Raw genomic sequence first — 12962 nt, 5'->3', positions numbered from 1 at the left:
TAAAAATAGTATTTTTATTTACTCTACCCAATGGAAGTAAGTGAATAGGATGGAATTTATACCGATTCTGAATAACAATAAGTATAGAACAACCCTTCATTTTTAGTATTTTTGAAGGAAATAACCTTATAGCAATAACCCATCCACTTGAAAAAACTGGAGATTTTTTACCCTTTACAAATTATTATATGTTGAAAAAAATACTTTTAGGAGCCAGCATCATTCATTGTTGCTTTTACAATACTATGGCTCAGAGCCCTGATCAACACCCGGTTTATACATCCGAATGGGGACATCTCTACCGAGATCAAGGAAATAATAAGGATCTTCTGGGGATATTTTCTACCGAAGCTCCGGTTTATCTTCTCGATTCTACCCGCACACAATACAAAGTACAGGTAAGCAACGGTGATATTGGCTTTATAAATCGTCAGCCTTTACAAAAAAACATGCGTGGAAAGAAATCTGCGGGTGAACCCGCTCAGTATTTTTATAGAGGAACACAAGGATATCAGTGCCCACATTATTATGTACAGGTATCAGAATTGCGTGTAAGGAAAGCTCCTACAACAGAAAGTGCAGCAATCCGAAGAGCTGCTTTAAATGAAATGGTTTGTATTGATTATGTTCCTCTATATGAGGATGGCTGGATCTACATTGGTGATCATTTCCACGAAAATCCCGCATATATCCAAATGAAATATCTGGGTACTGAACTTACCTACGAAAAAGTATTGAAAGACTACCTGGCAGCGAAGGGCAAAGACAGAGAAAAAGAACTGGCTCAGGTTGGAAGACTGCGTGAAATGGCATGGATTGGGGATAAAAACCTTAAACAAGCCTTACAATACTGGAAAGAATCCAATACCGGTATAGAAAACCCAAAGATAGATATCGATTTTGAACTTCTTCTGGCAGATCAATTTGCAAAAAAGCCAGGTACACAGGCTTATGAAAAGAAATTGAAAGCATTAAATATGCATTTCCTATGGAAGGAAACCTCTCTTTTTGACGGAAAAATCACAGATGCACAGATGAGACAACTGGAGATGCAGAAGGTTAAAGAGATCCCCAATATGCCGGAATGCGGCTGGGAACCTCAATATTTTTATAGAACACCTAATATTATTATTGCTTTTGAAGAATATAAAGGAAAAGTTTCCGGAAGTATCTATAAAATGTCCTTCAGTAATGGTGAAGCTTTAGTCTTAGGAAATGAGCGTATGGATTCCAATTATGATGAAAGAAATTTTGTAACCCGTTTTGGGGATATGCTGTCTGCACGCTGGATTTCTTCTCCCCACGAATATTACATCCAGAATGGAGATGCAGGACTCTTTATTTTTACTTTTAAAGATGGAAAACTTTTCAGCTATGAATGTATGTACTATTGCTAGAATATATTTGATTATTATTTACATTAAAATTATATAATTCTAAGATTTACATCTCATGATCAATGATCCAATTTACTTAGCTGCAGACACCTCTATATTTGGTTTCAAGATGGCAGAACTCGTTGCAGACAAACTTCAGAAAGGTTATTTTCTTGGATATCGGCACCGTGATTTTTGCGGAATGGCCATGAAAATGGACGAAAAAAATCAATTTCTATATGGAGAGCTTTATGATGGGATTGATTTTTCATTTCCAATGGTTTTTAAAAACAGAGAACTATTTGTTTTATGGCTTTCTAAACAATCCACCGCATCACTGGCCCGACTGGATGATGATGATTTTTATAGAGCAAACCAGGTAATTACAAGACAACGCTTACTGGAATTTATAAAAGACTAATAATGTGCTAAAAATCTAGTCCTATTCTCCAACAACAGTGATTAAATTTAAAGCTGTATCTTTACGCTACCAAACAAAATATTATATGTCATTTATTACACCGGAAGGAGCCAGGAAGGCTCAGCTATCCCTATCAGAAAGAGCACCCGTTGCTCATGCTATTCTCTCAGGAGCAGAGAATATTTCGAAATACAACAGTGGAGTATGTCATGATGTGGTAGCCTATGCTTTATATATGCGTGGTGCCTCTATAAGTCCTGCTCAGCTGGCAGAATCGGCCGGACAAAAATGGTTAACTGTATTTAACTATCCTTCAGGAGAAAAGTGGGACGGATATTCACCAATTCCTGCAGGAAAAGCTATTGGTTTCTACAGACTTATTGATAAAACCTTCTTTCATTCAGCGGTTACAACAGGAAAAGGAAATGAAATAAGATCTGTTAACGGATTTTCATTAGGTTCTGCATGGTCTGTACCTGTAGATATGAAATGGGTATTAGGCAAAAGAAATTCTGACGGCACATTCAATTATGATGGTACCAAAATAGAAGTCTATATCTCTTCTTTATAGTCGAAATTTCATTGTGATAAAAACAGGCAGATTTACAAATTAGCAGATCTGCCTGTTTATTATATATCATCCTAAGCATCAGCACATTTCGGACATATCCCGCTGATGATAAAATTGTACTCCTGTGCAATAAAATGTTCCGGTAAACTGAATTCCGGAATCGCGTTTTCAATACACGTCACAGAATGACATTCTTTGCAGTTGAAATGAACATGATTATGAAAATGTTTTTCGTGAGTACATTTCCCGCTGCACTTTGCAAAATTCACTACGCCGTCAATATTAACGATCTTGTGGATAGCCCCTTCATTTTCAAGCCTTTCCAATACCCTGTAAATCGTTACTCTATTGCATAGGTCACCCAGTTTTTTCTGTATATCAGAATGGGTAAGGGCTATATCTGAGGCATTGATAAGACTTAAAATTTCAGTTTTAGCATGCGTGTTTCTAACTTGTTTCATGTTTTAATGCAACAAAGTTGCTTTATTCGGGTTTTTATTTATACTTTTGCAACAAAGTTACAATAAGAAAATCAATCCATACTATTATGAAATCAAAAATTCTTGATGCTGTAGGAATCTCCGCTGCTGTTTTATGCCTGATTCATTGTATTGTCTTCCCATTATTACTGATTGTCCCTTTGGGAATATCGCATAATCCCTATATTGATTTGGGGTTCCTTTGTATTGGTATCATTATCGTGTTCAGAGTAACCAAAAAGATAACCAACCGCTGGCTGAAACTTTTATTCTGGATATCCGTTTCTCTCATCTTTATTTCTGTACTCACAGATCTGATCTTTGAAATTCATGTTCCTCTGATCTATCTTGGAACTGCGGGTTTAATTACTGGACATATCATCAATTTTAAAAATCATAAACATTAAATATATGACGAAGAAACTTCCTGTAACGGTACTCAGTGGTTTTTTGGGAGCTGGAAAAACCACATTACTCAATCATATTCTGCATAATAGACAAGGCTTGAAAGTAGCAGTCATTGTGAATGATATGAGCGAAGTGAATATTGATGCCCGTCTTATTGAAAATCAAAATACTCTTTCAAGAACGGAAGAAAAGCTGGTAGAAATGAGCAACGGATGTATCTGCTGTACACTCCGCGAAGATCTGATGGTAGAAGTAGAACGTCTTGCTCACGAAAATCGTTTTGATTACCTATTGATAGAGAGCACGGGAATCAGTGAGCCCATTCCGGTTGCCCAAACCTTTACCTATATAGATGATGAGAGTGGAATAGACCTTTCCCGCTTCAGCTATGTAGATACGATGGTAACTGTAGTGGATTGTTTCAATTTTATGAAAGATTTCGGTTCCAATGAACTGTTGATGGATCGTGACCTTACCGATATGGAAGGAGATTATAGAACCATTGTCAATCTTCTTACGGACCAGATTGAGTTTGCCAATGTGATTATTTTAAACAAAGCAGATCTTATCAACTCCGAAACACTTGGATTTTTAAAAGCTGCCATTAAAAAATTAAATCCTGATGCTGTCATTCTACATTCCGAATTTGGTAAAATTGAACCTCAGCAGATTTTAAATACTCAACTTTTTGATTTTGATAAAGCACAATCTTCAGCTGGCTGGCAAAAAGAATTACAATCTGAGCATCATACTCCTGAAACTGAGGAATATGGAATCAGCTCTCTGGTTTTCAGAGATAGAAAACCGTTTCATCCTGTAAGGCTCTGGAACTATTTGAATCATCATTACCCTGAAGGAACAATAAGGGCAAAAGGATTGTTCTGGCTGGCCTCAAGGCCAGATGATGCTTTGAATTTTTCCCAGGCCGGAGGATCTTTCCGTCTGGAAAAAGCTGGAGTATGGTGGGGCAGCATGCCTATGAACCAACGCGCACTGTATTCTTCATTTGCAGAAAATCAGGAATTTATAGAAAGCAGATGGGATAAAAAATGGGGCGACAGAATCAATGAGCTTGTATTTATCGGGCAGAACCTGGATAAAGATCAAATGGTGTCAGACCTGCAGCATTGTCTTATTAATGAGCAGGAAAAAGAATTGTTTGATCAGAAACAACCTTTTGAAGATCCTTTTCCAATGGATATTTAAAATTAACCTTTAATTAATGCAACTTTGTTTCGATAAAAAACTAAATGCAATAACTTACCACCTTATTTCAAAAAAATATGGACAGAAGAAAATTTCTAAAAGGTTCAGCATTACTTTCAGGGTTATTTACTTTATTACCGACTGACCTCTGGAGCTTCGGGAAGGCTATAGAAAATCCGCGGACAGGAAAAACAAAGAACATCATCTTTATGGTAAGTGACGGGATGAGTCTTGGAACACTTTCCATGGCAGATCTGTATTCCCGGAATATTTTGGGAAAAGGGAGTAACTGGCTCAATCTGTATCATGAGAAAAAAGTGACACGAGCCTTGATGGACACTGCCTCTGCAAGTTCTATTGTAACGGATTCCGCTGCAGCAAGTTCCGCTTTCGGAGGAGGAATAAGAGTCAAGAATGGAGTCCTGAATATGGGACTCAACGGTGAAAAACATCTTCCCATATGGCAGCAATATAAAAAAGCAGGAAAAAAAGCAGGCTGTGTGACAACCGTTACCATTACACATGCCACTCCTGCAGGATTCTGTGTAAATTCTTCAAAAAGAAATGCAGAACCCCAAATCGCTGAAATGTATGCCGAGCTGGAACTTGATGTATTGTTAGGAGGCGGAGACGAATTTTTCAACCCCGCCAAAAGAGAAGACAAGAAAGATATCTATTCTGTGTACAGCAAAAAAGGATACAGAATTTTAAAAAAACAAACCGACCTTAAAGAAATCAAAAAAGGAGAAAAATTATTAGGAATATTCAGTACAGGAGCAATGCCTTACAGCATTGACAGAACCCATGTTCAGGAATTCAAAAATACACCGACTCTTGCAGAAATGGCAAAGACCGCCATTGATCAGCTGAAAGATCATCCCAGCGGTTTTGTTCTTCAGATAGAAGCCGGAAAAGTAGACTGGGCTGCCCATGCTAACGATGTTGCAGCACTCATTCATGATCAGCTTGCATTTGATGAAGCTGTAAAAACAGTAATAGATTTTGCCGAAAAAGATGGAAATACCTTAGTCATCATCACTACAGACCATGGAAATGCCAATCCCGGAACGATTTACGGAACTGATGCCACCAAGAATTTTAACAGCATTTCAGACTATCAATACACCAATGAATATATTCTGAACAAAATTCAGAAAGACTATTCGGTAAAAGATATTAAAAACTGGGTTTATGAGAGCAACAAAATTGTGCTGAATGATGATGAAGCCAAACATCTGCTAAGCTTTTACAACGGACTTGAAAAAGAGGAAGAAGGACTTTATAATTATAAAAAACTGCCTTTTAAACTCTACTCAGAAATTCAGAAAAGCAGAAATTCTGTAGGCTGGATCAGCATGGACCATTCCGGAGATTATGTGGAAGTAGCGGCTTTTGGTCCCGGAAATGAACTTTTACAGCCTTTTATTAAAAATACAGACCTCCATGATCTGATGCTGAAAGCCTGTTTGATATAGACATTCATATTTTTTCATATTTAATTATTTGGGAGATACGAGGCGGATTGATTGTGTCCGCCTTGTTTTTTTATTTATCATCAGATCTTGTAAGTTCTGATTTATTTACATACTCTTTATAATATCGCCTAATCTTTTCAAAGCTTTTTCTACTTTATCATTCCAAACGTTATTGCAGCTGATCCGGATATAGTTTCGATAATTTCCATTATTGGAAAACAGTGGTCCCGGAGCAAAATTTACAAACTGGTCAATAGCTTTTTTCTGAAGCTCAAATGCATCAATATGGGCAGGCAGCTCTATCCATACTACCAAACCTCCTTCAGGCCGGCTCATCCGGACATCAGATGGGAAATATTTTTCTATCGCCTGAATAGTCAATAGCATCAGTCTGTGCAGTTCAGGTCTAAGTTTGCGCAGGTGACGGTCATAGGCTCCTGTTTTCAGTAGCTGTAACAAAGAAGATTGTATGATGCTTGCTGTTGCAACATTAGTCACAGCTTTTAATCTGGCCACCTGTTCTGAAAACCGTCCTGCAGCACACCAGCCGATTCTGTAACCAGGGGCAGCCGATTTAGAAAAAGAGGAGCAAAGCATAACCCAGCCATTATTGTCATAGCTTTTTATAGTGTTTGGGCGCTGTGTCTGGAAATGTAAATCTCCATAAATATCATCTTCTATAACCGGAACCTGCATTCTTTCAGCAAAAGCGGCTATTGCTGATTTCTTTTCATTATTTAAAGTAATACCATTCGGATTGTTAAAATTTGAAATTAACAGGCAGGCAGAAATCTTTTGTCTGCTGCAGATTTCTGCCAATTCCTGAATATTGATTCCGGTTAAAGGGCAGCCGGAGAATTCAATGACTTTGAGATCAAGGCTTTCTATTGTCTGCAATATACCATGGTAGATTGGAGACTGCACAAGTACCGTATCACCCGTTTTTGCTGCAGCACGCAGGCAAAGACTTACTGCTTCCAATGCACCATTCGTGATAATCACATCATCAGCTGTGATATTACCCTGCCAAAGGAAAGACCTGCGGGCAATTTCGGTTCTCAACTGACTATTTCCTGCAGCAGGCTCATACTGTAAATGCTGACCTGTTAAATCTCTGGAAGCCTGCTGTAAGCTTCTCCGTAAAGCATTAAAAGGCAGAAGATCCGGATGTAAAACAGCGTTGAAAAATGAAACATAAGATTTGTTTTCAGAATCCGGAAATGAGACTTCCTGTAACACTTTTCCGATTGCTATTTTTTGAGCAAGAGTATTGTTTTCGGCCTGTTTTGGCAGACTTACAGAAGAAACTGAGGTACGGAGCACAACAAATCCTGACCTTTCTTTTCCTGCTACCAACCCCTTATCTTCCAATAGAGTGAAAGCTTTCAGAATAGTACCAACACTTATATTAAACTGCTGCCGGATACTGCGTAATGATGGAAGTTTAGCTCCCACAGGATACGTTCCGTTATTGATGGAAAGCTCAAACTTATCCGCAAGTGCTATGTATTGAAAATCTTTCATCTGTTATACTAATATATTCATTTTTTGTATCTGTTACAACACAGCAAAGATATCTACTTTTACTGAACAAAAAAATAAGAAGAATATGAAAAAATTAGGATTGGTAGGAGGCATCAGCTGGGCTTCTACTTTAGACTATTACCGTCTTTTAAATGAAGGAATAAATCAGCAACTGGGTGGATTGAATTTTGCGGAATGTATTATTTATTCTGTCAACTTCAACCATTTTCAGCAATTTAATGCAGAGTATGACTGGGATGCAACTTTTGAACTTCTCTACAATGCTGCCGAAAATTTAAAAAAATCAGGTGCGGAAGCTATTGTACTTTGTGCCAACACTGCTCATATTGTTGCCGACAGGATTGAAGAACAAATAGAATTACCGCTCATTCATATTACAACTGCTACAGCCAATGCCGTTAAACGAAAAGGATTAAAAAGAATCGGTTTGCTAGGAACAAGCTATACGATGGAGCTGGATTTTTATAAGGATAAACTGATAGAAGGTGGTCTGGAGCCCCTGATTCCTGAGAAAAGTGAAGACAGAGATTATATCGAGGATATTTTAAGAAATGAATTAAGCAGAGGAATTATTAATCCTGAAACCAAAAAAAATATCTGAAGATTATCCAGGAGCTTATAGACCGTGGAGCAGAGGGAATTATTTTAGGCTGCACAGAAATTCCGCTTCTGATCAAGCAGGAAGATGTTGCTGTTCCGGTATTTGATACCATTCAAATTCATGTAGATGCTGCTGTAGCATTTGCCGCTTCAAAGGACAATATAACAGTTGTTCCATAAAACATTAAAATACAATTAAATACAGTTCAATTTAAAAGAAACCAATAATAATTAATTAGTTTAATTTACTAACGGTTTCAACTATAAGTACCATATCATCAGATGTGGTACTTTTTATTTCCATAATGCCTATTATTTCTTTAAAAATCCAGAATTCACTTCAATTAATTTGAAATAAACAGGTATATACCTTTATTATAAAATTTACTATAATGGAATATAAAATTATTTCGTACTTTGGTTTACTTATTAAAATAATAATTTAAAGCATTTAAAAATGTTTAAAATATAAACTTTAAGGATCTGATTATCATTTTTTAATAATCAAAAAAGAAAAATCTCTAATCGTTGAAATAATATATGAAGAAGTATCTAATTCCTGCGAATGAAGAAGCCCGAATGAAGAAACTGGAGTTTTATGATCTTTTAAACCTGGAAAAAGATCCCCAGTTAGACATTTTTGCAGAAACGGCATGCCTTGTGACCGACTGTCCTGCAGCGCTTATTGCAATGATGGAAAGTGAAACTCAAACCATCCAAAGCTGTGTGGGGCTTGCCCTGGATTTTGTAGACCGGAAAAATACGGTATGCCAGTATTCTATTGCAAGCGGGGATGTTGTAATTATTAATGACACTTTATTAGATGAAAGGTCTTCTGACAACGCAATAATTCTAGCGGGAGGAATTCGGTTTTATGCAGGAGTTCCTTTGGTTGATGATGAAGGATTCGTATTAGGAACCCTCTGTGTCATCGATTATAAACCAAAAACCATTACAGACAATCAGATTTCAACCCTGAAAAAAATAGGTGAGGCGATTACAAAAGTTCTGATGGGGAAAAGAAAAAACATTCAGGCTGAATATTTTCAACAAACCTTCAGTATTTCCAATAACCTGATCTGTGTTTTGAATAAAGATTTCTCTCTAAAAGATGTCAATCCGACTTTTGAAAGTGTATTTCAATTGGAGAAGTCTCAGGTCATTGACCGGGATTTTCTTAGTGTTCTGGGCAGTCATAACTCCCAGCTGCAATTACTTACCAAAAATCTGCCCACTACAGAGGAAGAAGTAACATTTACCACTTCTACAAACATTGGTGATACACAGACTATTATAGAGTGGTACCTGAAACTGAATCAGGATCATTCTGAAATTTTCTGTTTTGGAATCAATATTACTCAGCGCATCGAAGAGAAACTGAAACTTGAAAGTTCTGAACGCCGTTTCAGAAGCTTCTTCGAAAATGCAATAGGACTGATGAGTATGCATGATATGGAAGGGAATATTACTGCTGTAAACGAAAAAGGCAGAGAAACCCTGCAGTATTCTGCAGAAGAAGTGGAAGGACTGAATCTGAGAGATCTTGTTCCTGAAAAAAACTGGCCTCTGTTGGAGCAGTACCTGGAAAGAATCAACAAAAACCAGGAAGATTTCGGAACCATGATTTTGAAAACAAAAGGAGGTGAAGAAGTGATCTGGATGTACCATAATCTGGTAGAAATCAACAAAGAAGGAAAACCTTATGTAGTAAGTACCGCGCTGAATGTTACCGAAAGAATGACGTTGGAAAAAGATCTTGTTCATACCAAAAAAATGCTGGAACAGACAAGTGCTGTAGCCCAGGTGGGAGGATGGGAAGTGAATCTTAAAAAGAATACCGTATTTTGGTCACAGTCAACCAGAGAAATACATAAAATAGACAAAACATTCCAGCCTGATCTGGAAAATGCGCTGGGCTTCTATAGTGAAAACAGCCGCGAAAAACTGAAATTATTATTCGAAAGAGCTGTAAAAGAAGGAGTTCCTTACGATGAAGAATTACAGCTTGTCCGGAATGACGGTGTGACGATCTGGGTAAGGGTAAAAGGAATACCGGAATTTGAAGAAGGGGTCTGTATCAGAGTCTACGGAATCATTCAGGATATTGATAATTTCAAAAAAATCTACCTTGAGCTGGCCAAAAAAGAGGCGATGCTGCAGTCATTCGTTACATATGTTCCTGCGACTGTGGCTATGTTTGACAAAGATCTTAATTACCTTTCTGTAAGCAGCAGCTGGAAAAATGAATTCCAAATGAATGACATCAGGCTTCTCGGAGAAAATATGTTCAAGATTTCTCCTAATGTACCGGATGAAAGGATAAAGATCTACCAGGATGCCCTGGCAGGAATTGCCTATAAAAATGAAGATATGGCAATAGAAGTTCCCGATAAAGAAATAATTCAGCATTATAATATTGAAGTTACTCCATGGTATCTTTCTACTCGTACAATAGGCGGAATTATTGTTTCTGCACAAAATATTACAGCATCGGTAAGAATCAATAAAGAGCTTAAAAATGCCAAGAAAATGGCCGATATTGCCAATAAAGCAAAATCTGAATTTTTAGCCAATATGAGCCATGAGATCAGGACTCCGCTGAATGGTGTTATTGGTTTCTCTGATCTTCTGTTAAAAACGCCGTTGAATGAGATACAGACTCAATACCTCAATTATATTAATGAATCCGGAGAAAATCTGTTAAACATCATCAATGACATTCTTGATTTTTCTAAAATAGAATCCGGAAAAATGGATCTTTCCATTGAAAAATCCAATGTATATGATATTGTAAGCCAGGTGATCAATGTGATCCTTTACCAGTCGCAGAAAAAGAATATAGAATTACTGTTAAATATAGAGCAGGGACTTCCTGAAACCATCTGGGTGGATGAATCCAGATTGAAACAGATTCTGATCAACCTCCTCGGAAATGCTGTCAAATTTACCGCACAGGGAGAAATAGAACTTAAAGTGGAAAAACTGAAAATTGACAATAAAGATATCACATTAAGATTTTCAGTCCGGGATACGGGAATTGGTATTCCCAAGGAGAAACAACAATTTATTTTTGATGCCTTCACACAAGAAAACGGCTCTATCAGCAAACGTTATGGCGGAACAGGACTTGGCCTTACTATCTCGAACAATATTCTGAAATATATGGGAAGCAGTCTGTCTCTGGTGAGTGAGGTTGATAAAGGTTCTGTTTTCTATTTTGACATTCAGCTCCCTTGTGAAATGACAGAACGCCCTGAAGATGAAGATCTGAAAATAAACAGAGTTCTTATTGTTGATGATAATGAAGCCAACAGAGTGATTCTTCAGCATATGCTTGCTTATAAAAATATAGATTCAAAGCTGGCAGCCAATGGTATGGAAGCCCTTCAGATACTTCTTGCAGGGGAACGTTTCGATGTCATTCTTATGGATTATCACATGCCAATTATTTCGGGGCTGGAAACGATAGAAAAAATCAAGGAACTGTTTAACAAACAAAACGAACTTTCACCTCTGATTATCCTTCACACTTCTTCTGAAGAGCATGATGTCATCAATTCTTTCCGTCAGGAAAACAATTCTTACTTCCTGCTGAAGCCTATCAAATCTGAAGAGCTGTATAAAACATTGAAACAGGCCGTGAAGTATACGGAAAAAGAAATCAGCCATACTACACCGCCAGAAACAGAAGCATCACCACTGATGCAGGCACCTCAAGTTTTGCTGGTAGATGACAACCCTGTAAATATGGTCCTGAACCACAAAATGATGCGTTCATTGATTCCAGATGCAGAACTCACAGAAGCAACAGATGGTCTTCAGGCTTGGGAACACTGCAAAGAAAAAACATTCAATATCATTTTAATGGATGTTCAGATGCCGGTAATGGACGGTATTGAGGCAACAAAACAAATCCGTTTACTGCCTGGCTATGCCGATGTTCCAATTATTGGAGTAACAGCCGGAAATGTGTTGGGTGAAAAGGAAAAATGTATAAATTCCGGAATGAATGATTTTCTGCCTAAACCTTTAAGACAGGCCGATCTCCTGGAAATGCTGAAGAAATACCTGATGAATAAAGATCACATGGTTTCTGAGGATGCTCTGGATCATTCAAAACATCTGGATATCAATCTTTTGAATGAACAAATAGGTGATGATGATGAAGATTTCAGAAAAGTATTTTTGGACCTCGTAATACAGCAGCTTACTCAGGCTGAAGAAGATATTAAAAAAAGCACAGCTGAAAAAGACAGTACCAATCTGAAATTGATCCTTCACAAACTCAAAGGAACTGCCGGAACTGCCGGACTGCTAAAGCTTACAGAATATACTGCAAATTGGGAAAGAAAAACAGATCCAGATATGGATTTTGCTTCCATGGAACAGGAAATTATCCAGGAAATAACTACAGGACTACAATTAATTAAACATTTAATACAATAAAAAAATAAAACTATGTTGATTCTAATCGCGGAAGACGATGAACTGATTCTAAAAACGATAGAGCACAAATTATTAAAAGAAGGGCATGAAGTGATCCTCACCCGCAATGGTAAAGATGCTATCGAAACCCTTAAAACCAAAGAGGTAGATCTGGCTATTACAGATATTATGATGCCGTTTGCCTCCGGAATTGAAATACTTTCAGCCATCAAAATGATGGACAAGCAGACCCCCGTGATCATGCTTTCCAGTATGGGGCAGGAGGAAGTGGTACTCAATGCTTTTGACCTCGGAGCTGCCGATTTTATAGTAAAACCATTCAGTCCCAATGAATTGATATTAAGAATTAAAAGATTTTCAAAATAAATTACATTCATGTTTCTCACCACTTCCGTGCATTTTCTTTTTCTCGTATTTCTGGGAATGTTGTCCTTA

General features: G+C 37.4%; 12 protein-coding genes. 10 read left to right on the top strand and 2 right to left on the bottom strand.

Annotation, left to right across the window (positions count from 1 at the left end):
• Nucleotides 1-188 precede the first annotated feature (188 nt).
• The 3 genes from ACPF63_RS08850 to ACPF63_RS08840 all read left to right on the top strand — a co-directional run bounded on the left by ACPF63_RS08850 (nt 189) and on the right by ACPF63_RS08840 (nt 2368).
• Nucleotides 189-1397 carry a hypothetical protein gene (locus tag ACPF63_RS08850; protein ID WP_426482729.1) on the top strand — a complete coding sequence of 403 codons (1209 nt, stop codon included), beginning with the start codon at nt 189-191 and terminating at the stop codon, nt 1395-1397.
• A 55-nt stretch (nt 1398-1452) separates the two neighbouring features.
• Nucleotides 1453-1797, top strand: coding sequence for a hypothetical protein (locus ACPF63_RS08845; protein ID WP_180563790.1), 345 nt, complete (start codon nt 1453-1455; stop codon nt 1795-1797).
• 85 nt (nt 1798-1882) lie between these two features.
• On the top strand, nt 1883-2368 hold the full coding sequence (locus ACPF63_RS08840; protein ID WP_077417245.1) for a hypothetical protein: 486 nt from the start codon (nt 1883-1885) through the stop codon (nt 2366-2368).
• Nucleotides 2369-2439: 71 nt separating this feature from the next.
• Here ACPF63_RS08840 and ACPF63_RS08835 read toward each other — a convergent pair whose 3' ends face one another.
• Nucleotides 2440-2829: a Fur family transcriptional regulator gene (locus ACPF63_RS08835; protein WP_077417243.1), complete on the bottom strand. Its 390-nt coding sequence runs from the start codon at nt 2827-2829 to the stop codon at nt 2440-2442.
• An 86-nt stretch (nt 2830-2915) separates the two neighbouring features.
• Here ACPF63_RS08835 and ACPF63_RS08830 point away from each other — a divergent pair, with 86 nt between their 5' ends.
• The 3 genes from ACPF63_RS08830 (at nt 2916) to ACPF63_RS08820 (ending at nt 5936) form a co-directional block, all read left to right on the top strand.
• On the top strand, nt 2916-3254 hold the full coding sequence (locus ACPF63_RS08830) for a MerC domain-containing protein (RefSeq protein ID WP_426482728.1): 339 nt from the start codon (nt 2916-2918) through the stop codon (nt 3252-3254).
• A gap of 4 nt (nt 3255-3258) precedes the next feature.
• A complete protein-coding gene (locus ACPF63_RS08825) occupies nt 3259-4461 on the top strand; it encodes a GTP-binding protein (RefSeq protein ID WP_426482727.1) in 1203 nt (400 codons plus the stop codon).
• A gap of 77 nt (nt 4462-4538) precedes the next feature.
• Nucleotides 4539-5936 (top strand): alkaline phosphatase, encoded by a 1398-nt coding sequence (locus ACPF63_RS08820; RefSeq protein ID WP_426482726.1) that lies wholly within the window; start codon nt 4539-4541, stop codon nt 5934-5936.
• Nucleotides 5937-6041: 105 nt separating this feature from the next.
• Here ACPF63_RS08820 and ACPF63_RS08815 read toward each other — a convergent pair whose 3' ends face one another.
• Complete coding sequence (locus ACPF63_RS08815; RefSeq protein WP_426482725.1) at nt 6042-7460, bottom strand: PLP-dependent aminotransferase family protein; 1419 nt, start codon at nt 7458-7460, stop codon at nt 6042-6044.
• Nucleotides 7461-7545: 85 nt separating this feature from the next.
• On the opposite strand from ACPF63_RS08815, the gene ACPF63_RS08810 reads away from it, so the two are divergent.
• The 4 genes from ACPF63_RS08810 (at nt 7546) to ACPF63_RS08795 (ending at nt 12893) form a co-directional block, all read left to right on the top strand.
• Nucleotides 7546-8082 (top strand): aspartate/glutamate racemase family protein, encoded by a 537-nt coding sequence (locus ACPF63_RS08810; protein WP_426482724.1) that lies wholly within the window; start codon nt 7546-7548, stop codon nt 8080-8082.
• Nucleotides 8079-8261 (top strand): aspartate/glutamate racemase family protein, encoded by a 183-nt coding sequence (locus tag ACPF63_RS08805; protein ID WP_426483207.1) that lies wholly within the window; start codon nt 8079-8081, stop codon nt 8259-8261. Before ACPF63_RS08810 ends, ACPF63_RS08805 begins: the two co-directional genes overlap by 4 nt.
• Nucleotides 8262-8621: 360 nt before the next feature.
• Nucleotides 8622-12527 carry a response regulator gene (locus tag ACPF63_RS08800; protein ID WP_426482723.1) on the top strand — a complete coding sequence of 1302 codons (3906 nt, stop codon included), beginning with the start codon at nt 8622-8624 and terminating at the stop codon, nt 12525-12527.
• 12 nt (nt 12528-12539) lie between these two features.
• Nucleotides 12540-12893, top strand: coding sequence for a response regulator transcription factor (locus ACPF63_RS08795; RefSeq protein WP_426482722.1), 354 nt, complete (start codon nt 12540-12542; stop codon nt 12891-12893).
• Nucleotides 12894-12962: the final 69 nt, after the last annotated feature.

This window comes from Chryseobacterium sp. R2ACT005 (assembly GCF_049949215.1).
Lineage (GTDB): Bacteria > Bacteroidota > Bacteroidia > Flavobacteriales > Weeksellaceae > Chryseobacterium.
The sequence above is the reverse complement of the archived record's forward strand: the minus strand, read 5'-3'. Positions and strand labels throughout refer to the sequence as shown.